The sequence below is a fragment of the Nocardioides sp. Soil_C_8 genome (assembly GCF_057656315.1).
In genome coordinates this window covers 752374-773982 of the sequence record NZ_JBDGKQ010000001.1, presented here as the reverse complement: position 1 = coordinate 773982, position 21609 = coordinate 752374, and the positions used below count along the sequence as shown (strand labels likewise).

General features: G+C 71.9%; 20 protein-coding genes. 13 read left to right on the top strand and 7 right to left on the bottom strand.

Features of this window, described 5'->3' with window-relative positions:
* The first annotated feature begins 22 nt into the window (after window positions 1-22).
* The 11 genes from AC3A3L_RS03765 (at window position 23) to rplQ (ending at window position 15018) form a co-directional block, all read left to right on the top strand.
* Window positions 23-6283, top strand: a complete 6261-nt coding sequence (locus AC3A3L_RS03765) for an Ig-like domain-containing protein (RefSeq protein ID WP_487638696.1) — start codon at window positions 23-25, stop codon at window positions 6281-6283.
* A gap of 31 nt (window positions 6284-6314) precedes the next feature.
* Window positions 6315-7286 carry an AAA family ATPase gene (locus AC3A3L_RS03760; RefSeq protein ID WP_487638695.1) on the top strand — a complete coding sequence of 324 codons (972 nt, stop codon included), beginning with the start codon at window positions 6315-6317 and terminating at the stop codon, window positions 7284-7286.
* A 20-nt stretch (window positions 7287-7306) separates the two neighbouring features.
* Window positions 7307-8476 carry a DUF58 domain-containing protein gene (locus tag AC3A3L_RS03755; protein WP_487638694.1) on the top strand — a complete coding sequence of 390 codons (1170 nt, stop codon included), beginning with the start codon at window positions 7307-7309 and terminating at the stop codon, window positions 8474-8476.
* Window positions 8473-10965: a transglutaminase domain-containing protein gene (locus AC3A3L_RS03750; protein ID WP_487638693.1), complete on the top strand. Its 2493-nt coding sequence runs from the start codon at window positions 8473-8475 to the stop codon at window positions 10963-10965. The genes AC3A3L_RS03755 and AC3A3L_RS03750 overlap by 4 nt, the downstream gene beginning before the upstream one ends.
* Window positions 10966-11167: 202 nt before the next feature.
* Window positions 11168-11389 (top strand): translation initiation factor IF-1, encoded by a 222-nt coding sequence (infA, locus tag AC3A3L_RS03745; RefSeq protein ID WP_056599768.1) that lies wholly within the window; start codon window positions 11168-11170, stop codon window positions 11387-11389.
* A gap of 30 nt (window positions 11390-11419) precedes the next feature.
* Window positions 11420-11533, top strand: coding sequence for a 50S ribosomal protein L36 (gene rpmJ / locus AC3A3L_RS03740; protein ID WP_004008316.1), 114 nt, complete (start codon window positions 11420-11422; stop codon window positions 11531-11533).
* Window positions 11534-11685: 152 nt separating this feature from the next.
* Entirely contained in the window at window positions 11686-12060 is a 375-nt protein-coding gene (gene rpsM / locus AC3A3L_RS03735) for a 30S ribosomal protein S13 (protein WP_056599771.1), read from the top strand.
* A 67-nt stretch (window positions 12061-12127) separates the two neighbouring features.
* Window positions 12128-12523 (top strand): 30S ribosomal protein S11, encoded by a 396-nt coding sequence (rpsK, locus tag AC3A3L_RS03730; RefSeq protein WP_056906616.1) that lies wholly within the window; start codon window positions 12128-12130, stop codon window positions 12521-12523.
* 28 nt (window positions 12524-12551) lie between these two features.
* A complete protein-coding gene (gene rpsD, locus AC3A3L_RS03725; RefSeq protein WP_135838865.1) occupies window positions 12552-13160 on the top strand; it encodes a 30S ribosomal protein S4 in 609 nt (202 codons plus the stop codon).
* Window positions 13161-13285: 125 nt separating this feature from the next.
* Entirely contained in the window at window positions 13286-14302 is a 1017-nt protein-coding gene (locus AC3A3L_RS03720) for a DNA-directed RNA polymerase subunit alpha (protein WP_179619758.1), read from the top strand.
* Between the two features lie 113 nt (window positions 14303-14415).
* Window positions 14416-15018 (top strand): 50S ribosomal protein L17, encoded by a 603-nt coding sequence (gene rplQ / locus AC3A3L_RS03715; protein WP_487638692.1) that lies wholly within the window; start codon window positions 14416-14418, stop codon window positions 15016-15018.
* A gap of 249 nt (window positions 15019-15267) precedes the next feature.
* Here rplQ and AC3A3L_RS03710 read toward each other — a convergent pair whose 3' ends face one another.
* Genes AC3A3L_RS03710 through AC3A3L_RS03690 form a run of 5 tightly spaced genes read right to left on the bottom strand, consistent with a single transcriptional unit; the run spans window position 15268 to window position 18317 of the window.
* Complete coding sequence (locus AC3A3L_RS03710) at window positions 15268-16224, bottom strand: ketopantoate reductase family protein (protein WP_487638691.1); 957 nt, start codon at window positions 16222-16224, stop codon at window positions 15268-15270.
* A 35-nt stretch (window positions 16225-16259) separates the two neighbouring features.
* Window positions 16260-16859, bottom strand: coding sequence for a dihydrofolate reductase family protein (locus AC3A3L_RS03705; RefSeq protein WP_487638690.1), 600 nt, complete (start codon window positions 16857-16859; stop codon window positions 16260-16262).
* A complete protein-coding gene (locus tag AC3A3L_RS03700; protein WP_487638689.1) occupies window positions 16856-17434 on the bottom strand; it encodes a TIGR03086 family metal-binding protein in 579 nt (192 codons plus the stop codon). The genes AC3A3L_RS03705 and AC3A3L_RS03700 overlap by 4 nt, the downstream gene beginning before the upstream one ends.
* Window positions 17434-17955 carry an SRPBCC family protein gene (locus tag AC3A3L_RS03695; protein WP_487638688.1) on the bottom strand — a complete coding sequence of 174 codons (522 nt, stop codon included), beginning with the start codon at window positions 17953-17955 and terminating at the stop codon, window positions 17434-17436. Before AC3A3L_RS03695 ends, AC3A3L_RS03700 begins: the two co-directional genes overlap by 1 nt.
* Window positions 17952-18317 carry an ArsR/SmtB family transcription factor gene (locus tag AC3A3L_RS03690; RefSeq protein WP_487638687.1) on the bottom strand — a complete coding sequence of 122 codons (366 nt, stop codon included), beginning with the start codon at window positions 18315-18317 and terminating at the stop codon, window positions 17952-17954. The genes AC3A3L_RS03695 and AC3A3L_RS03690 overlap by 4 nt, the downstream gene beginning before the upstream one ends.
* Before the next feature lie 125 nt (window positions 18318-18442).
* Between AC3A3L_RS03690 and truA the strand changes: the two genes are divergently transcribed.
* Window positions 18443-19279 (top strand): tRNA pseudouridine(38-40) synthase TruA, encoded by an 837-nt coding sequence (gene truA / locus AC3A3L_RS03685; RefSeq protein WP_487638686.1) that lies wholly within the window; start codon window positions 18443-18445, stop codon window positions 19277-19279.
* Window positions 19272-19880 (top strand): class I SAM-dependent methyltransferase, encoded by a 609-nt coding sequence (locus AC3A3L_RS03680; protein ID WP_487638685.1) that lies wholly within the window; start codon window positions 19272-19274, stop codon window positions 19878-19880. The genes truA and AC3A3L_RS03680 overlap by 8 nt, the downstream gene beginning before the upstream one ends.
* On the opposite strand, the gene AC3A3L_RS03675 is transcribed toward AC3A3L_RS03680, so the two are convergent.
* Both AC3A3L_RS03675 and AC3A3L_RS03670 read right to left on the bottom strand, forming a co-directional pair.
* Window positions 19877-20818 carry a phosphotransferase family protein gene (locus AC3A3L_RS03675; RefSeq protein ID WP_487638684.1) on the bottom strand — a complete coding sequence of 314 codons (942 nt, stop codon included), beginning with the start codon at window positions 20816-20818 and terminating at the stop codon, window positions 19877-19879. The two genes, AC3A3L_RS03680 and AC3A3L_RS03675, sit on opposite strands and share 4 nt — an antisense overlap.
* Before the next feature lie 47 nt (window positions 20819-20865).
* Window positions 20866-21588 carry a class E sortase gene (locus AC3A3L_RS03670; protein ID WP_487638683.1) on the bottom strand — a complete coding sequence of 241 codons (723 nt, stop codon included), beginning with the start codon at window positions 21586-21588 and terminating at the stop codon, window positions 20866-20868.
* Window positions 21589-21609 lie beyond the last annotated feature (21 nt).

The following is a 21609-nucleotide window of genomic DNA, read 5'->3' as shown; positions in this document are numbered from 1 at the left end:
CGTGGGGCCAAGGGGGACTGGCGTGGCACGTGTGACTGCTCTGCGTCGACACCGGGCGAGCATCGCCTCGGGCGTCGCGCTGGCGGTCGCGGCCACCGCCGTCGTCGTCTACGCCGCCTCCGCCGACGGCTACAAGAAGCACGAGGCCGAGCTCAACGACGGCGGCGTCTGGGTGGTCAACGGCAAGAAGGGCTGGTCCGGCCGGCTCAACAAGCCGATCAACCAGCTCGACGGCGTGGTGCCCGGCGACAACGGCAAGGCCCGGCTCGACGTGGTCCAGGACGGCGCGGCCGTCGTGACCCTGGACGCCGGCACGAGCCGCGGGCAGGTGATCGAGACCAGTCGTCTCGAGGCCCAGGACGGCGGCTCGGCCGCGATCCCGGTGACCGGCGACGTCGCCATGGCCGGCGGGACCCTCGCGACCGGGGACGCCGAGACCGGCGAGGTCTGGGCCGTTCGCTACGACGCCCGGCTCGGCAAGCCTGTGGTCAGCGCGGTCGACCGGCAGGCCAAGCCGCTTGCCGAGGCCGGTGAGGGGGCGGCCCTCGCCGTGAGCCAGTCGGGCACCGTCGTGGTGACCTCCACCGAGGAGGGCACCGTCACGACCCTCGCACCGAGCGACGCACGGTTCCGCAAGCCGCGCACCCGGGACCTGCCGGGCGACGCGGGCCAGGTCTCCGACGTGACCACGGTCGGCGACCGCATCGTGACCCTCGACGCCGAGGCGGGGGTCCTTAGCGTGCTCGACGGCGCCACCATCTCCGTCACGCCGGGCAGCCGGCTGCAGCAGCCGGGACCCGCCCACGACGCCGTGCTGGTCGGGGCCCCCGACGGGCTGCTGAGCGTCGACCTCGAGTCCGGCGACGTCACGACCGTGTCCGACCGCTCCGGCAACGCCGTCGAGCCGGTCCGCCTCGGTGCGTGCGTCTACGGCGCGTGGTCGGGCGGCCTCGGCGCGGTCGCCGTGCAGTGCGGGTCGGGGGACGTCATGGAGGACGACCTCGCCGGCAACGCCACCAACCTCGCGTTCCGCGTGAACCGCGGCGAGATCGTCCTCAACGACGCCAACAGCGGCAGCGTCTGGGACGTGCAGCAGGACAAGCCCGTCCGCATCGACAACTGGGAAGCGTTCACCTCGAAGAAGACCAACAAGGACGACGACGAGGAGAACGAGAACCAGACCGACGCCGACCGGCGCCCGCCGCGTGCCAAGCCCGACTCCTACGGCGTCCGCGCCGGGCGCACGACGGTGCTGCACCCCCTCGACAACGACTCCGCCCCGGACGGCCGGCTGCTGAGCATCGTCGACGTGGACCAGCCGTCCGGTGGGGCGCGTGTCGAGATCAGCCCGGACGGCCAGACGCTGGTCCTGGAGATGCCCGAGGACGGCAGGGCCGCCCGTTTCGACTACTTCATCGACGACGGACGCAACGGCCTCTCCGCCAACGCGGCCATCGACGTCGAGGTGCGCGGCTCCCAGGAGAACGAGTCGCCGGCACCGCGCGAGGGGTGGAAGAAGCCGACCTACAAGGTCCCGCACGCCGGTGAGCTCGCCGTCCCCGTGCTGGGCGACTGGCGCGACGACCGCGACGGCGACACCCTGCTCCTCCAGTCCGCGACGGCCGTGGGCGGGGAGCAGACCGGCGCCGCCGCGCGCACCACCGCCGACGGCCGCATCCGTTTCACCGCCCCGTCCGGGCCCGCCGACGGACCCCAGCTCGTGCGGGTGGAGTTCTCCGTCACCGACGGTCGCTCCGCCCCGGTCACGAGGTCGATGGCCTTCCAGGTCCAGGCGCCCAAGGACCAGCAGGCCTACGCCCCGCAGGCCGAGCCCGACGTCGTGCGCGGCGAGGTCGGCAAGCCGATCAAGATCCGCCCCCTGCTCAACGACCTGCCGGGGTCCGACCCCAACTCCCCGGACGTCGACCTGTCGCTGGGCGGCAAGGTGCCGCAGCAGCCCAACGCGAAGGTGGTCACCGACCTCGACGCCGGGCAGCTGACCTTCACCGGCGAGCGGGCCGGGACCTACTTCCTCAGCTACGACGCGGCCTTCGGCAACGCCCCGCTCGACCAGGGCATGGTCCGCGTCGACGTCAAGGCGCCTCCCAAGCGCGCCGCCGCACCGATCGCGATGCCCGACACGCTGACCATCTACGGCCAGGCTCCGGGGATCGTCGACGTGCTGGCCAACGACCTCGACCCCGCGGGCGGCCTGCTCGTCGTCCAGCGCGCCGTGGCCGACCGTGCCGACCAGCTCGACGTCGCGATCGTCGACGGACGCTGGCTGCGCATCTCCGCGACCCGCCCCGACCTCGCCCCGGCGACGCAGACCGTCTCCTACACGATCAGCAACGGCACCAGCTCCGGGGTCCAGGGCGAGGTGGTGGTCACCCAGCGTCCGGCGCCGGAGGACAACACCCCCGTCACGGTCTCCGACAAGGTCGTGGTGCGTGCCGGGGGCTCGGTCGCAGCCCCCGTCCTCGACAACGACGTCTCGCCGGCGGGCGACCGCCTGACGCTGCTCAACGACCTCTCCAGCACCGACACGCCGGGCCAGCTCGCCGTGGTCGCCCCCATCGACGTCACCGGCGACGTCGGCAAGGCCTTCGTCTCCGGCCGCGTGGTGCGCTACGTCGCTCCCGAGAAGGTGGAGGAGCGCGACACCTACACCGTCAAGTACGTCGCCCAGAACCTCGAGGGCAAGCGGGCGGACGGCACGCTCAGGGTGACCGTCGTGCCCGCGGACGACCCCAACGACGCACCGGAGCCCCCGACCCTGGAGGGCCGGGTCGTCTCCGGGGACACCGTGAAGGTCCGGGTCCCGGGCGTGGGCGTCGACCGCAACGGCGACCCGGTCACGGTCACGGGCATCACCTCCGCCCCGAGGCTCGGACGGATCGAGGCCGTCGGCGGCAACTTCCTCGAGTACGAGGCCTACCCGCGCACGGTCGGCACCGACGAGTTCACCTACTCGGTCGTCGACTCCCAGGGCGCCTTCGCGACCGGCACCGTGCGGGTGGCCGTCGTCGCGCCGGGCCAGCCCCAGCCGCCGCTGGCGGTCGAGGACCGGCTCACGGTCGAGCCGGGACGCACCGCGACCTTCGACCCGCTCGCCAACGACTTCATCGCCGCCGGGGACTCCGTCGAGGTCGAGATCCTCGACGGCCCGGACGGCGCCCGCCTCGACCCCGCCACCAACCTGGTGACGGTGCCGGCCCCCGACTCGGCGGACGCGCCGCCGACCGTGCTCGTCTACCGGGTCACCAACGGCATCGACGAGTCGCGTTCGACGATGACGCTGACCACCGAGGCGGACTACGACAACCCACCGGTCGTCTACGACGCCTTCGGCCGGGCCGACGACAGCGGCAGCGTCGTCGTCGACGTCCTCGAGGGCGCGTACGACCCGGACGGTGCCGCCGAGGACCTCGAGGTCGTCGACGTGTCGGGTGACCCGTCGGCCCGCGTCGTCGACGGGTCGCAGATCCGCGCCGACCGTGGGGAGGCGCCGAAGGTGCTGCCCTTCGAGGTCCGCGACGCCGACGGCGCCACCGCCGCAGCCTCCGTCTACATCCCGCCCACGGGAGACGGCCTGCCCTACGTCCTGCCCGGCTCGCTCATCGAGCTCGACTCCGGCAGCAGCACCAGCGGCAAGGTCGCCGACTACATCGCCGCACCCGACGGTGGCCGGGTGCGCCTCGCCTCGGGTCGCCGCTCGTGGTCCGCATCGCCCACCGACCTCACCGTCGACCCCGACGGCGACAACGGGTTCACGCTGACCGCCCCGGCGGACTTCCGAGGGCCGGGATCGGTGCTCGTGGAAGTCACCACCGCGACCGACGCCAGCGGCAACGAGGACGCGACGACGACCGCCGACGGCGTGACCGCCATCCTCTCCATCCCGGTCGTGGTGGGCGACGACGTCCCGTCGCTGGAGTGCCCCTCGAACGTCATCCCGATGACGTCGGGCCAGCGCTACGACCTCGACATCGCGACCTACTGCAAGGTCTTCACCGTCGACCCCCGCGATGCCGCGGACCTCGACTTCACCGCCGAGTGGAGCCAGGCGGTCGACGGCGTCCAGGTCAGCAGCCCGGCGGGCTCGGTCGTCGCCGTCACGGCAGCCGACGACGCCAACCAGGGCGGCGAGGCGGTGCTCACGGTGCGTGCGGGCGAGAGCAACCCGCAGGAGATCCGCTTCCGGCTGGCCCAGGCCCCGCCGCCGCGGCTGAACCCGATCCGCGTCGAGACGATGGAGGCCGGGCAGAGCCGCACCTACGACCTCGCGGCCTACCTCGAGGCCGGCGTCGCCACCCCGGACACCACCATCGTGCAGGTGCAGAACACCGGGACGCCCGGGGTACGGGCCAGCGTGAGCGGGAGCCGGCTCACCCTGACCGCCGAGCGCGACACGCGCGGCGCCGAGGCGAGCTTCCGGCTGGTCGTCAGCGACGTGTCCGACGCCGACCCGCCGCCGTCGCGCACGGCGGAGGGCCGGATCCAGTTCCGGGTGATCGGCACGCCGTCGCCGCCGGGCGAGCCGCGGCCGTACCCCCTGTCCGACGAGGTCGGCACCATCAAGATGGGGTGGGCGCCCCCGGACGACGACGGAGGGGCACCGCTCCTCTACTACGTGGTGCGTGAGGAGAAGACCCGCACCACGCAGCGGTGCGACACCAACGAGTGCGTGTTCCGCAAGCTCAAGAGCGGCGGCAACTACAGCTTCCGCGTGCAGGCGTTCAACCGGGTGGGTGGCAGCGACTGGAGCGGTCTCTCCCAGTCGGCGCGCGCCGACACGCAGCCGGGCCGGGTCCAGAACATCCGGATGGCAGGCCGCGACAACGGGCAGATCACCGTCGCCTGGGACAAGCCGTCCACCAACACGTCCCGGATCCTCGACTACACCGTCACGTGGACCGGCGGAGGTCCCCTCGTCGTCGACGGCAGCACGACGTCCGTCCCCGTCAGCGGGCTCGACAACAACAAGCAGTACGTCTTCACCGTCAAGGCCCAGAACGCGGTCGGCTACTCGCTGGCGCGCGAATCCATGCCCATGCAGCCCCTCGGGACCCCACCGGCACCGGCGGCGCCGGCGGTGACCGACCTCCAGTCCGGCGCCAACCAGACCAGCATCCGGATCGCGTGGCAGGGGGTGCTGCCCGAGGGGCCCGGGCCCACGGTCTACACCGTCAGCTACAGCAACGGCGTCTCCTCGGGCACGGTGCCCGGATGCCAGCGGCTCGCGTCGCTGACCTGCACCCACGCGGGCGTGCCCTACGACGGACTGACCTACACCTACACGGTCGTCGCGGCCAACCAGCCCGGCAACGAGCCGGGGAAGCGCTCGCAGCCCAGCGCCGGCACGTCCATCGAGGTCGTCGGACGGCCGGCGGGCTGGGGCGACTGGACGGTCGCGCCCACCGGTGTGAGCCAGGAGGTCCAGCTCACCTTCACCGTGCCGGACTCCCGTGGCAGCCAGAGCAACGTCGACGTGCTCGTCGGCGGCCAGGTGGCGAGGCCGCTGCCCGGGGCCACCGGCACCGTCACGACGAAGGTCAACATGCCGGGCAACGAGCAGCCCTACGCCGTGGAGCTCAGGGTGTGCAACGAGAAGGCGCCGGCCGGGTGCACCCTCAGCGGGGCGAAGCCCGCGCAGAGCTATGGCCCGCTGGGTGACGCGCTGGTCGACGTCAGGTCGGTCGTGGACGGCAAGAACGTCTACTGGGTCATCACCGGCACCGCCAACGGCTCACCCGTCTCGGTCCGCTACGACGTGGCGGGCGACGTCACGACGCTGCAGCCGTCCGGGACCGGCCAGTTCAGCCTCCAGACCAAGACGTTCACCACCTCCCGCTACCGCCAGGACATCCGCATCAACGTCGCGCTGTTCGACCCCTCCAAGCCCGGGCGCGGGCAGGACACGGCGGACAACACCGCGACCTCCGGCAACCCGCCACCACCGCTGGTCAGCCTCTCGCGCGGCGACAGGTGCGGCGACGGCCCGCAGACGACCAACCCGTGCAAGACCAACGGCTTCCAGGCGCCCTGCCTGGTCAACAGCTGCAGCTTCGTCCGGCTGACGACGTCCGGCTTCGAGGAGAACTACCGCTGCACGATCCAGGGCACCGGCAACGACGGCTCGGAGTGGTACAACCAGAACTTCCCCGGCGGGTCCCAGACGAGCTGGTACTCCGCGGGCGGCACCATCTCGATCTCGTGCACCGACAGCACGGGCTACCAGACCAACTCCGCCACGGTCTACTGGGACATCAACAACGACTGACCGGCACCTGCCGGCAGCCCGAAGGAGCAGCATGACGATCAGCCACGAACAGGCCGAGTGGTTCAAGTCGACCTTCGACCAGCTCACCGACAACATGGAGAAGGCGGTCCTCGGCAAGCGTCACGTCGTCCGGCTCGCGCTGACCTGCCTGCTGTCGGAGGGACACGTCCTCCTCGAGGACTTCCCCGGCACCGGCAAGACGATGCTGGCCCGGGCGCTGGCGAACACCGTGCAGGGCAGCCACGCCCGCATCCAGTTCACCCCCGACCTGCTGCCCTCCGACGTCACCGGCGTCACCGTCTACGACCAGCACAAGGGCACCTTCGAGTTCCACCCGGGCCCGATCTTCCACACCATCGTGCTGGCCGACGAGATCAACCGTGCCTCGCCCAAGACGCAGTCGGCGCTGCTGGAGGTGATGGAGGAGGGCCGGGTCACCGTCGACGGGGTCGCCCACCCGGTCGGCAAGCCGTTCCTGGTGATCGCCACCCAGAACCCCATCGAGCAGGCCGGCACCTACCGGCTGCCGGAGGCCCAGCTCGACCGCTTCCTGATGAAGACCTCCGTCGGCTACCCGGACCGCCAGGCGACCGTCGAGCTGCTCAACAACGCAGCGGTCCGTGACCGGGCCGCCCTCGTCACCCCGGTGATCACCGCGGCGACGATCGCGCAGATGAGCGGCCTCGCGGACGAGGTCTACGTGGACCCGGCCGTCGTGGGCTACGTCGCGGAGCTGGCCGAGGAGTCGCGCCGGCAGCCGCACGTCAAGCTCGGCCTGTCGGCCCGCGGGTGCCTGGCGTTCGTCCGCGTCGCGAAGACGTGGGCGGCCGCCGACGGTCGCGACCACGTCGTGCCCGACGACATCAAGGACCTCGCCGAGCCGGTGCTGTCGCACCGGCTGCTGCTCGACGCCGAGGCGCAGTTCAGCGGCGTCGACGTCCAGACGGTCATCTCGCGCCTGCTCGACGCCGTCGCGCCCCCGACCGACCGCGTGGGGGCCTGACGACCTTGGTCCGACAGCGGTTGAACGACGCGCTCGAGGTCATCAAGCCGGTCGGCTGGCTGGTCCTCGGCCTCGGCCTGGGTGCGCTCCTGGTCGCGGTGTTCGCGCAGTGGCGCGAGCTGGCGGTGCTCGGAACGGGCTGCCTGGTGCTGATGGTGCTCGCTCTGCCGTTCCTCCTCGGCCGCACGTCCGTGACGGTCGACCTGCGGCTCCAGCCCGAGCGGGTGGCGGCGGGGGAGTCGGTCGCTGCTGGGGTCCTGGTCGTCAACCGCGCGTCGTCGCGCTTGGTCCCGACGACGCTCGAGGTCCCCGTCGGGTCGGCCGTGCACCGCTACGGCATCAGCTCGCTCGCTCCGGGCGCTGCCCACGAGGAGTCGTTCACCATCCGCACGGAGCGTCGCGGCGTCATCACCGTCGGCCCGGCGATGACCCGTCGTGGCGACCCGGTCGGCATCTTCTCCCGCGACGTGGTCTGGACGCCGGTGCGCGAGGTGCTGGTGCGTCCGCACCTCGTCCCGCTGGACTCGCTGGGGGCCGGCCTGCTGCGCGACCTCGAAGGCGTCTCGACCGACGCGGTGAGCCAGAGCGACCTGGCCTTTCACGCCCTGCGGGAGTACGTCCCCGGCGACGACCTGCGCCACATCCACTGGCGGTCGTCGGCGAAGGTGATGGCCTCGACCGGTGAGTCGTCCCTGCTGGTGCGCCAGTACCTCGACACCCGCCGCAGCCACGCCACGATCGTCGTCGACGACCGGCTCGGGTCGTGGTCGGACCCGGAGGACTTCGAGACGGCGATGGCGGTCGCGGCGTCCATCGCCGTACGGGCGGTGCTCGACGAGTTCGACGTGTCCTTCGTGTGCGGCAGCCACGCGTCCTCGGGTGCCGACGGCCACCTCGCCCTCGACGCCGTCTGCCGCGCCGACTTCGGCGACCGTGGCCTCGTGGAGTCCGGCCGGCAGGCCAGCATGCTCGCGCCCGACACGAGCCTCGCCTTCTTCATCGGCGGCAGCGAGTCGCCGTTCACCGACCTGCTGCGCTCGTCGGCCGCCTTCCCGCCCGAGGTGCGTCGCTTCGGCATCGTGGTCGACCCCCAGGGCAACAGCCGCGTCACCGAGACCGGCGGCCTGCCCGTGCTCCACCTGGCCGCCAAGGAGGACCTCGGCGGCCTCCTCCGCTGGAGCATCAAGTGAAGAGCTCCCGCGCCTCCGCCACGACGGGCACCCGCACACGCGTCCGGCGGCACGCGTTCCTGCCCGACCGGCACTCGTGGATCGACATGGGCTTCACGCTCGCGCTGGCGGCCGTGGCGCTGACGGCCTTCGGCTCGTCGTTCACGGGGTCGGCCTACCTCGTGGTGGGGCTGCTCGGCGCGGTGCTCGCGGTCGTGGTGACCCACCTGACCCGCGCGGCCGGCTGGCCCGTGATCTCCGCGGTCGTGATCTGCCTCGTGCTCTTCTTCCTGCTCGGCGGACCGCTCTGCCTGCGCTCGCTCGGCGACGCGTACGCGCTTCCGGGGTCCGGGACCATCGCCCGCGTCGCGGACCAGGCGATCTTCGGCTGGAAGGACCTGCTGACGACGCTGCCTCCCGTCGACGGCGACGGCCCCCTGCTGGTGCTGCCCTGGCTGGTCGGGATGGTGGCCGGGCTCGTCGGCAGCGTGCTGGCACACCTCCCGGTGCGTCGCGCCTGGCTCGCGGCGCTGCTGCCGGTGGCCGGGATGACCGCGGTGCTCGCGGGGGCGATCCTGCTCGGGGTCCGCCACCCCCAGTCCCTCGTCGTCCAGGGCGCGGTCTTCACCGCGCTCGCCCTCGCCTGGCTGGCGGTCCGGGCGCGCCGGGCCAGCGCCACCGTGCACGGCGGCAGCACGTCGTACGTCCGGGGCCTGGGTGCCGTCGTCATGCTCGGGCTCGCGGCGCTCCTCGCCCAGCCCGCGAGCGCGCTCTTCGTCGGCGACGACTCCGGACGGGCGGTGGCCCGCAACTGGGTCGAGCCGCCCTTCGACATCGGACGCTATCCCTCGCCGCTGGCCGGCTTCCGCAAGTACGTCGACCTCAAGGGCCAGAACAGCCCCACCAACGTCTACGACAAGACGTTGCTCGACATCGACGGGGTGCCGGCCGACACCCGGGTGCGGTTCGCGGCGATGGACCGCTACGACGGGATGGTGTGGGGCGCGACCGACGACGCGCTGCCCGGCCCGGCCGACGACTCCTTCCAGCGCGTGTCGTCCACGATCGACAACCCCGTGGAGGGCGACGAGGTCGACGCGACCGTCACCCTCGGCGAGGGGTGGAGCGGCGTGTGGCTGCCCACCGTCGGCGCGCTGCGCTCCATGGACTTCCAGACCGGCGACGCACGCGCCAAGGCCGAGGTGTTCCGCTACAACCTCGCCACGTCCACGGCTGTCGTCCCCACGGGCATGCAGCCCGGGGACCGCTACTCCTTCACGGCCGTGCAGCCCGACGACGAGCTCACCGAGGAGACCGTCGGGTCGGCCGACCTGACGCCCCTCCCCGCGGGTGCGGCGTTCATCCAGGGGCCGACGGAGAAGTGGACCGAGGACGCCGGGACCGACCCGATGGACCGGGTGCTGACCGCCGCTGAGCACCTCCGCTCGGAGGGCAAGTACTCCGACGGCATCGGCCGCACCGAGCGCATCTACGTCGCCGGACACAGCACGTGGCGGCTGTCCGACGAGTTCGTCAACGCCCCCCAGATCGTGGGCAACGACGAGCAGTACGCCGCGACCATGGCGCTGATCGCCAACGACATCGGTGTCCCCGCGCGCGTCGTGCTCGGCGCCGTCGTGCCGGAGGGTGGGCGCGTCACCGGCAAGGACGTGTCCGCCTGGGTGGAGCTGCGTGCCGCCGACGGCTCGTGGAAGACGCTGCCGACCGAGGCCTTCATGTCGGACACGCCTCCCGCGGACCAGGTGCCCGAGACCAACACGCCCATGTCCGGGACGGTCATCCCGCCGCCCAACCCCATCCCGCCGCCGTCCGACGCGGGGGAGCAGAGCGACGCCGACCTGAAGGAGCGCAAGGCCACCCGCAAGAAGAAGGCCGACGAGGACGAGGACAGCATCATCCCCGGGCTGCCGTCGTGGGTGGGCCTCGTGGTGACCTACGTGGGTCTCCCGCTGCTCGTCGCCGCGCTGTTGCTCGGGGCGGTGGTCGGCCTCAAGGCGTGGCGCCGGCACCGCCGCCGCAGCGCGGCGTCGGCATCGGCCCGCTTCGTGGGCGCCTGGCGCGAGCTCGTCGACCACGCCCGCGACCTGGGGCAGCCGGTGCCGCTGGGACCGACCGTCACCCGGCGTGAGCAGTCGGCCGGCATCGTGTCCGGCCAGGCCGGCGTGCTGGCGCGCCGGGCCGACAGCTTCGTCTTCGGCCCCAGCGCCCCCGAGACGGCGGCGGCCGCGACCTACTGGGAGTCGGTCGACGCCGAGCGCCGGGCGATGTCGCAGGAGGTCGGCCGCTGGCAGCGCTTCCGGGCCGCGACCAGCCTCCGCTCGCTGAGGCGTACGACGTCCGCGCCGGCGCGCGACGCCGGACGGCGGCAGGTCGCCGACGACGGGCCTGACGGCCCGAGCGGCCCGACCCCCGCGCCCGGGCGTGTCTCAAGGGCTGCCGAGCGGCTGCGCGGCCGCGCTGATTGGCGTTCTCGCCGCACGCCTGACTAAACTGGTGCGTCGGCCCAACGTGGGCTGTGTTTCGTGGCGCCTCGCGGCTGCCCGGGATCTCGTGTGATCGTCACAGACGGCTGCGCGCGTGCCCGGGAAGGGGCTCCCCGGACCGCCTCACGAGGTCCACCGGCCACCTGAACTCAGGAGCCGGGCGGTTCCCGGGCCACGGTAGACAACGAGACGACAGATTGTGGAGGACATGCCGAAGAAAGAAGGCGTGATCGAGATCGAGGGCACCGTCGTGGAGGCCCTTCCCAATGCCATGTTCCGTGTGGAGCTGGCCAACGGGCACAAGGTGCTCGCGCACATCAGCGGCAAGATGCGACAGCACTACATCCGGATCCTCCCCGAGGACCGGGTCGTGGTGGAGCTCTCGCCGTACGACCTCACCCGGGGTCGGATCGTCTACCGCTACAAGTAACCAGCCAGCCGAGTAGCAAGGATCGTTGACATGAAGGTCAACCCCAGCGTCAAGCCCATCTGTGACAAGTGCAAGGTCATCCGCCGTCACGGCCGGGTCATGGTCATCTGCGAGAACCCCCGCCACAAGCAGCGGCAAGGCTGAGCAGGACCACTCCGCACAACCCCACAACGTGATCGCTAGGTCCGCCCAGGCGGACTGAAGTCACCTCCGGAGCACTGGCCGGAGCCCACCCGAGGCGGGATGGGACGCGACACGACCAGAAACCACTGCGAGAACAGACAAGGAACCGCCACATGGCACGCCTCGTTGGTGTCGACCTCCCGCGCGACAAGCGCATCGAGATCGCGCTCACCTACATCTACGGCATCGGCCGTACCCGCGCCCAGCAGCTCCTGGCCGCCACCGGCGTCGACCCGAACGCCCGGGTCCACACGCTCGGTGACGAGGAGCTGGTCAAGCTTCGCGACGAGATCGAAGCCAACTTCAAGATCGAGGGTGACCTCCGACGTGAGGTCCAGGCGGACATCCGCCGCAAGATCGAGATCGGCAGCTACCAGGGTCGCCGCCACCGCATGGGCCTCCCGGTCCGCGGTCAGCGCACCAAGACCAACGCGCGCACCCGCAAGGGCCCGAAGCGCACCGTCGCCGGCAAGAAGAAGGCGAAGTGATCGGCGCCCTGCGCTGATCGCCGTCGTCATCGAAGCTTCCAGACCAGAACCTCACAGGAGTTACTGAATGCCTCCCAAGAGCCGCGCGACCAAGGTCCGCCGCAAGGAGAAGAAGAACGTCGCCCAGGGCGAAGCCCACATCAAGAGCACGTTCAACAACACCATCGTCACGATCACCGACCCGACCGGTGCGGTGATCTCGTGGGCCTCTGCCGGCACCGTCGGCTTCAAGGGCTCGCGCAAGTCCACCCCCTTCGCCGCCCAGATGGCTGCCGAGGCCGCCGGCCGTCGCGCCATGGACCACGGCATGAAGAAGATCGACGTCTTCGTCAAGGGCCCGGGCTCGGGTCGTGAGACCGCCATCCGGTCGCTGGGTGCCATCGGCCTCGAGGTCGGCACCATCCAGGACGTCACGCCCACCCCGCACAACGGATGCCGGCCGCCCAAGCGCCGCCGCGTCTGACCCGAGACTGAGAAAGAGAGACTGACACATGGCCCGCTACACCGGTCCCATGACCCGCAAGTCGCGCCGTCTCGGTGTCGACCTCGTCGGCGGCGACGCCGCCTTCGAGAAGCGTCCCTACGCCCCCGGCCAGCACGGCCGCGGTCGCATCAAGGAGTCCGAGTACCTGCTGCAGCTCCGTGAGAAGCAGAAGGCTCGCTTCACCTACGGCGTGATGGAGAAGCAGTTCGTCCGCTACTACAAGGAGGCCAGCCGTCGCCAGGGCAAGACCGGCGACAACCTCCTGCAGCTCCTCGAGTGCCGTCTCGACAACGTGGTCTACCGCGCCGGCTTCGCACGGACGCGCCGCCAGGCCCGCCAGCTCGTCGTGCACGGTCACTTCCTGGTCAACGGCAAGAAGGTCGACATCCCGTCCTTCCAGGTCACCGACCACGACATCATCGACGTGCGCGAGAAGTCGCTCGAGCTCACCCCGCTCATCGTGGCGCGTGAGACCCACGGCGAGCGCGTCACCCCCGCGTGGATGGAGGTCATCCCGTCGCGGATGCGCATCCTCATCCACCAGGTCCCGGTCCGGGCGCAGATCGACGTCCCGGTCCAGGAGCAGCTGATCGTGGAGTACTACTCCAAGAAGTGATCCACCGCCGGTGGTCGCCCTCGCGGGGCGACCACCGGCGCAGCTCGTCCCATTCCTTCTTCTCCGCCAACCTCATCAGGTTCGGATCCGTCAAATAGTGGGTGGATCCGGAAAGGAAAAACTCCGTGCTTATCGCTCAGCGCCCGACCCTCACGGAAGAGACCGTCGACGAGTTCCGCTCGCGGTTCGTCATCGAGCCCCTCGAGCCCGGCTTCGGCTACACGCTCGGCAACTCGCTTCGTCGTACGCTCCTCAGCTCGATCCCGGGTGCCTCGGTCACCAGCATCAAGGTCGACTCCGTCCTCCACGAGTTCTCGACGATCGAGGGCGTCACCGAGGACATGACCGAGATCATCCTCAACCTCAAGGGCATCGTCGTCTCCTCCGAGCACGACGAGCCGGTCGTGATGTACCTGCGCAAGTCCGGTGCCGGTGACGTCACCGCCGCCGACATCACCCCGCCCGCCGGCGTCGAGGTGCACAACCCCGACCTGAAGATCGCCACGCTGTCCGACAAGGGCAAGCTGGAGATGGAGCTGGTCGTCGAGCGCGGCCGCGGCTACGTCTCGTCCGTGCAGAACAAGGGTGCCGACAACGAGATCGGCCGCATGCCGGTCGACTCGATCTACAGCCCGGTGCTGAAGGTGACCTACAAGGTCGAGGCCACCCGTGTCGAGCAGCGCACCGACTTCGACAAGCTCGTCATCGACGTCGAGACCAAGCCGTCGATCCGTCCCCGCGACGCGATCGCCTCGGCCGGCAAGACCCTCGTCGAGCTCTTCGGCCTGGCCCGTGAGCTCAACGTCGAGGCCGAGGGCATCGACATCGGCCCGTCGCCCGTCGACGAGCAGCTCGCCGCCGACCTCGCCCTCCCGGTCGAGGACCTGCAGCTCACCGTCCGCAGCTACAACTGCCTCAAGCGTGAGGGCATCCACACCGTGGGCGAGCTCATCTCGCGCTCGGAGCAGGACCTGCTCGACATCCGCAACTTCGGCGCCAAGTCCATCGACGAGGTCAAGGCCAAGCTCGTCGAGATGGGCCTCTCGCTCAAGGACAGCGCGCCCGGCTTCGACCCGCACGCCGCCCTCGCCGCCTACGGCGACGACGACGACGACGCGTTCATCGAGGACGAGCAGCTCTGACCCCCGGCCCTCGCCACGAGGGTCGTACCACCAAACCGACCGGGCCCAGCCGAACGACTGGGCCGGTCGTCTACCCGGGTACCTGACACGGCCCGAGAGAAGGAAGGCACCACATGCCCAAGCCCAAGAAGGGTCCCCGCCTCGGCGGCAGCCCTGCCCACCAGCGCCTGATGCTGTCGAACCTGGCGACCGCCCTGTTCGAGCACGGCCGGATCACCACCACCGAGACCCGCGCGCGCCTGCTGCGACCGGTCGCGGAGAAGCTGATCACCAAGGCCAAGCGCGGCGACCTGCACAACCGTCGTGAGGTCCTCAAGACCGTCCGCGACAAGTCGGTCGTGCACACGCTGTTCACCGAGATCGCGCCGACCTTCGCCGAGCGTCCCGGTGGCTACACCCGCATCACCAAGATCGGCCCCCGCAAGGGCGACAACGCCCCCATGGCGGTCATCGAGCTGGTGACCGAGGCCTACAGCCCCAAGGCGCCCTCGACCAAGAAGACCGAGAAGGCTGCCGCTCCGGCGCCGGTCGCTGACGTCGAGGCCGAGGAGACCGAGGTCGCCGAGACCGAGGACGCCGCTGGCGAGACCGCTGCCGCCGAGCACGAGGCCGCTGCCGCCGAGCACGAGGCCGCCGCTGCCGAGCACGAGGCCGCCGCCGCCGAGCACGAGGCTGCCGCAGAGGCCGCCGAGGAGTCGGACGACACCAAGGCCTGATCCCAGGTCCGCCACGCAGGCCCGTCACCCCGCTGGGGTGGCGGGCCTGCGTGCGTCCGGCGGTGCGTGAGACACGTTTTCGGCGCGCAGAAGGTGTCTCACTCACCGCTCGCGCGGCGACACGCGGTCCAGCGGTGAGTAGGACAGGTTCTCGGCCGTCAGAAGGTGTCTCACTCACCGCTCGGGGGTGGTGGTGGCTGAGCCACATTCGCGAGACGAGGAATGTGGCTCACGCACCGCTCGAGGGACTCAGAGGCGCGCGAGGACCTCGGCGGCGTCGAGGCTGCGAGGAGCGCCACCGGTGGCGGTGAGGTGGCGGGTGGCGGCGACGACGGCGTCGTTCACGGGCGTGGGGACGCCGTGCAGGCGACCCTGGAGCACGACCTCGCCGGCGAGGTAGTCGATCTCGGAGTCGCCGGTGCCGCGGGTGAGGCTCTGCCAGGTGGAGCCGCCGCGCCGCTCGAGGTCAGGCCGGCGCTGCAGGATCGAGCCGCGGCGCTGTCGGTCCTCGTCCGCGGTGACGACGGTGAGGCCGGCCGCGGACAGCACCCGCTCGCCCTCCGCCTGCGCGCGCCCGGCGAGCTCGTCGGCGGCGTCGCCCCGGGCGAACGACGCGTCGACGCCGTTGCCGAGGTTCATCACGAGCTTGCGGCGCTTCCGCGCCATGATGTCGTCGCGCTCCTCGGAGACGATGCCGGCCGCGCGGAGGTCGGCGGAGACGGCTGCGGTGGTCGCGTCGGTGCCGCCGGGGACGCGGCCGATGTCGAGGATCGCCGGCGTCGGGTGGCACCCCGCCACCACCACGCCCGGCTCGAGGTGGGTCGCGGGCAGCATCACGCAGACGGCGTACGTCCTCGCGAAGAGGCGCAGGGCGGCCGTCTCGGTGGCGACGCCGTTGGTGGCGCAGACGACGGGTACGTCGGCGGGTGCGTGGGCCCGCAGGTCGGCCAGGGCGACCGCCGCCTGGTGGGACTTGACCGCCAGCAGCACGACGGTGTCGTCGGTCCACCGGACCTCCGCGGCGGTGTCGGTGGCCGGGGCGTCGATCCGGTGACGGCCGTCCCCGGCGTCGAGCACCAGGCCACCGGCCCGGATGGCCTCGAGGTGGGCGCCCCGGGCCACCAGCGTGACCGCGTGGCCGGCCCGGGCGAGCGTGCCGCCGACGACTCCACCGACGGCGCCTGCGCCGTAGACGACGTACTCCATGTCGTCGACCCTACGAGGGATGCCGGGCCCGCCGGTCAGCGGCGTACGCGGAACCTGAGGTGGAGCACGCGGTCGCCCTGGACGACGACCTCCGGGTCGTCGAGCAGGTGCTGGGTGTCGATGGAGCCGAAGTAGCGCTTGCCAGTGCCGAGCACCACCGGCACGACGTCCATCGCCACCTCGTCGACGAGGCCGAGGGCGAGCGCCTGCCCGCCCACGTCGCCTGCGGCCACCGACACCGTGCGGTCGCCGGCCAGCTCCCGCGCGGTGGCGACCGCGGCGGTCACGTCGCCGACGAAGTGGTAGGACGCCTCCGGGTGCCACCCGTCTGGCCGGGGGCGGTGCGACACCACGACCACGTGGTCGCCCGTCGGTGGACGCCCCTCCCACCCGTTCGTGATGTCGAACAGGTGGCGTCCGATCACCATGGCGCCGACGGAGTCCCACACGGGCCGGACGTAGTCGTACGACGTCTGCGAGATCCGCAGGCCCCCGGGCGCCGGGTCGTCCATGTCCTGCGCGGACAGGGGTCGGTCGCCGTTGAAGTACCAGTCGAACAGCGGACCGGGGTCGTCGTGCGGGTCGGCGATGAACCCGTCCAGCGAGACCACGTTGTTCATCACCACGGTGCTCATCGCGGGCCACCGTCGCCGGGGCGCCAGGCGGGGTCGCGACCCACGAAGCCCATCAGCCGGTCGACGACGGGCGCGTCGTCGGGCACTGGGACCGCCGGGCCGTACTGCCCCGAGTCGCGCAGCAGCTGCTCGATCGGGCGCATCCCCTCCAGCAGCTGGGCCGCGAAGTCCTCGTCGAGCCCGGCCTCCTGGCCACCGGCGCGGGCGAGGTCCCACGAGTGCATGAAGACGTCGGAGGTGTAGAACCGGTCGACCGCGTCGGCGAGCCGATGGGTGCCGGCGTGCGGATGGGTGAAGGTCTCGTCGCCGCGCTGCTCGAGCACTCCCTGGACGGCGTCCGTGTGGTGCTGCCAGGCCGCGACCGGGTCGTCGGCCACCCGGGGGCCGGTCGGCAGGTCGACCCCGCCGCCGGCGAGGAACCCGGGGAACCAGGTGACGAGGTGGTCCACCACGTCGCGGGCGGTCCAGCCGTCGACCGGGGCCGGGGCGGACCAGTCCGGGGTCGCAGCGACCAGGCGGCCGAAGCCCCCGGCGACCGCAGCGTGGCGGTCGGCCGGGGCGTCGGGGAGTGCCATCAGAGGGCGCCGTCGGCGAGGAGGCGGTCGATGGCGGCGTAGCCGTCGTTGACGCCGACCTCCATGCCGCTGCGCAGCCAGGCGTCGCGGTCCTCGAACGAGTCGCAGAGGCTCACCGCGTGCAGCCGGGTCCGGCCGTCGCCGAGGTCCTCGAACGTCATCGTCTCCAGCGAGACGCCGTCCGGCATGCCCTCCCAGGTGAAGGTCTGGACGATGCGGTCCTCGCGCACGGTGTGGAAGCACCCGCGGAAGGAGGTCTCGAAGTCCTCGCGGCCGTCGCTGCCGCGTGCGGTGTAGCTCCAGCTCCCGCCGTCGCGGGCGTCCCACTGGGTGATGTCGGCGCCGATGCCGTCGGGTCCGATCCACTGGGCGAAGAGCTCGGGGTCGGTGTGCGCCCGGAACAGCTGGGCCGGGGTGGCCGCGAAGTCGCGCCGGACGTGGATGGCGGGCACCTCGCTGTCGGCCTCGATGGCGGCCTCCGGGTAGCGGGTGGCGGCGTCGTTGGTCTGCACGGTGGTCATGATGCGGTTCCTTCCTGCTTCGTGGGAATGGTGTCGGAGTTCTCGTCCTGCATCCGCGCGAGCACGGCGTCGAGGCGCGAGAAGCGCTCCTCGGCCTGTCGGCGGTAGCGCTCGATCCACTTGGTCATGAGGTCGAACACCTCGGCTTCCAGGTGCACGGGACGTCGCTGCGCCTCCTTGGTCCGCGTCACCAGGCCGGCGTCCTCGAGCACCTTGAGGTGCTTGGAGACGGCCTGCAGGCTCACGTCGTAGGGCGCGGCCAGGTCGTTGACCGTGTGGTCGCCCTCGGTGAGGCGAGCCACGATGTCCCGACGGGTCGGGTCGGCCAGTGCGGCGAAGACTCGGGAGAGCTGGTCGGTCACGAGGCACCTTCTTCAACTGATTGGTTGAATAGAAAGTAGGCGGACGGCCGCCGGCTTGTCAACCATCTGGTTGAACAAAGTCGGGCGACCGCCGGTGGTCCGCGCACGCGTCCTAGGATCGCTGCGTGCGCCTGCGGATCGACTGTGCCTACGACGGCGCGGACTTCTCCGGCTGGGCCGCCCAGCCCGGGCGTCGTACTGTCCAGGCGACGCTCGAGGCGGCGCTGGCCACCGCGCTCCGGGTGCCCGAGGTGCGGGTGACCGTGGCCGGCCGGACCGACGCCGGCGTGCACGCACGCGGCCAGGTGGCGCACGTCGACGTCGACCCCGAGGTGGTCGCGTCCTCCGCCGGACGTTCGGCCGACCCGCCGGTGCCGGCCTTCGCCCGGCGCGTGGACGGGATCCTGCCGCCGGACCTGCGTGTACGACGCGTGGTCGAGGCCCCGGTGGGCTTCGACGCCCGCTTCTCCGCGGTGTGGCGCCGCTACGCCTACCGGATCGCCGACGCGCAGGAGCTCGCCGACCCGCTCGTGCGCGGGCACGTGCTGACGTGGGGCCGCCGGCTCGACCTCGACGCGATGAACGAGGCGTCCGGCCCGCTGGTGGGCCTGCGCGACTTCGCGTCCTTCTGCAAGCAGCGGGAGGGGGCCACCACCGTCCGCACGCTGCTCGACCTCGACTGGCGGCGCGACGACGCCGGCCTGGTCGTCGGCTCGGTGCGCGCCGACGCCTTCTGCCACAACATGGTGCGCGCGCTGGTCGGCTGCCTCGTCGCCGTCGGCGAGGGGCGCCGGCCCGTCGGCTGGCCGGCCGAGGTGATGGCCGGCCGCCGGCGCGACCAGGGGGTGCGCGTGCTGCACGCCCACGGCCTCACGCTGGAGGAGGTCGGCTACCCCGACGACGACGAGCTCGCCGCCCAGGCCGAGCGTGCCCGAGCCCGACGAGAGGCGATCCATGACTGAGCACTACTTCTCCGCCGACCCCGGCGTCCCCTTCGAGCGGGAGCGCTTCACCGCCGAGCTGTGGGGCAGCACGCTGACCCTCGACTCGGGCTCCGGGGTGTTCAGCCGCGGACACCTCGACCACGCCACGGCAGTGCTGTTCAAGGAGCTGGAGCCGCCGGTCCAGGGCCAGTTCCTCGACCTCGGCTGCGGCTACGGGGTCATCGGACTGGCGATCGCGAAGGCGGTGCCGCTGGCCAACGTGACCGGTGTCGACGTCAACGAGCGCGCGCTGCTGCTGGCCAACGACAACGCGCGCGCCGCCGGCCTCGACTCGCGCTTCGTCGCCTGCCTGCCCGAGCAGGTGCCGGGCAACCAGGTCTTCGACGAGATCTGGTCCAACCCGCCCATCCGCATCGGCAAGGAGGCGCTCCACGAGCTGCTGCTCGCCTGGCTGCCGCGCCTCGCGCCGGGCGGGCGGATGGTCATGGTCGTCGGCAAGAACCTCGGCGGCGACTCGCTGCAGAGGTGGCTGACCAACCAGGGCTGGCCGACCGAGCGGCTGGCCAGCAGCAAGGGCTTCCGCGTGCTGGAGACGCGGCGTGCGGAGGCGCCCGCCTAGGGCCTGCCGTCGAGGAACATCCGCAGCCGGGTGTGCGTCTGGTCCGGGTCCTGCGGCAGCGCGCCGTTGATCGCGCGGCACACCCAGCCCAGGCGCATCGCGAGGCGCGCGGCCTCGCGGAGCTCGGCGTCGCTCAGCGGGTAGCGCTCGGCATAGGGCCGGAGGTACGCCGACAGGTGCGGCTCCAGGTCCTCGGAGCCCTCCTCGTCGTCGACACCCCAGGCGATGACGCCCTCCAGGGTCACCGCGAGGGTGAAGAACGGGTGCGAGACGCAGGCGTCGCCCCAGTCGAGCACCTGGTGCACGCCAGCACCGAGGAAGACCTGCCCGTCGTGGAGGTCGTCGTGCTGGACGGTCTCGCGGATGCCGAAGGCGGCCAGCCGGTGGCACAGGTCGGCGATCGCGTCGGCGCCGGGGAGCCGCGGGTCGACGTCGGCGAGCGTCGCGAGGAGGGCGTCGTACGCCGCGGGCAGCGTCGGCAGCCGGCGGTCGGGCAGCCCGGCGGCGAGCAGCGCGTCGACCTGGTCCTCGCACGCGACCTGGATGCGGGCGTACGCCTCGAGCACGTCGTACCAGCGCTCGAGGCTGCGCTCCTCGGGGACGACGTCGCGCAGGCGTGGCCCGGCGTCCGCGAGCAGCAACCAACCGGTGTCCGGGTCCGCGGCGAGCGGCGCCGGCACGCGTCCGGCCGATACCGGCGCGACCAGGGCGGTGACGGCACCCTCGTGGCGCATCGACTCGTCGTTGGCCTTGAACCACACCACCCCGTCGTCCGTGGGCACCCGCATCACCGTCGACCAGTCGGTCACGTGGGGCTGCTCGACCGCCCCGACGACCGAGCGGCCGTGCTCGGCCAGCCGGTCGGCGATCCACCGGTGGGCGTCATCGAGGAAGCCGGGGTCGCGCCACCGGTCGCTGGGCTCGGACGTGACAGGCATGGCGCGCATCCAACCGCGCGCCGCCCGCCGCGGGCAACGGGGTTTCGTCAGGCCGGGCGGGTCGCGACGAGCACGCCGATCTTGTCGATGCGGTGCTCGGGGTTGTCGAACTCGTCGGACCAGTAGTTGCCGTTGGCGTGGTCCTCAAGCGTCGCGCAGGTGGACAGGGTGATCATCGGCTGCGTGGCCGTCTCGCCTGGACGGCCCGGCACCTCGGCCCGCTGCGCCCGGAGCGAGGCGGGCTGCCGGAACGACGTCCACCGGGTGCGGCGCACCTCGTAGACGAACACCGTGTCGCCGGATCGCACCTGGATGCGGTCGCCCCTCGCCAGCGACGGCGAGTAGCGCAGGGGAGCGGTCCCGGTCAGCCGGTGGCCGGTCACGATGTAGTTGCCGACCTCGCCGGGCCCGGTGCCGCCACGGGGTCCGCGCGGCGACGCCATCTCGCCGGCGTTCTGCAGCGCGGTCCCGGGAGCGTCGTCGGACGTGCCCCTGTAGCGCACGACGGGGAAGTCGCGCAGGCCGATCGCGGGGATGGTGACGAAGGAGCGACGCGGCTCCGGGGCCGCCTCGGGCTCAGGGGACGGCGCGTCGGTGGGTGGCTCGGTCGGAGTCGCGGTGGGTGGGCTCGTGGACGTGCCCGTCGGGGTCTCGCTGGGCGCGCTCGTCGTACGACGCTCGCGCGGTGCCTGCGTCGAGCCGTCGCCCGAGCAGCCGGAGACCACCGCGACCACCGCCGCGGCGAGGAGGGCGACGACTCTTCCTGCCACCCGCTCCACGGTACGCAGCGG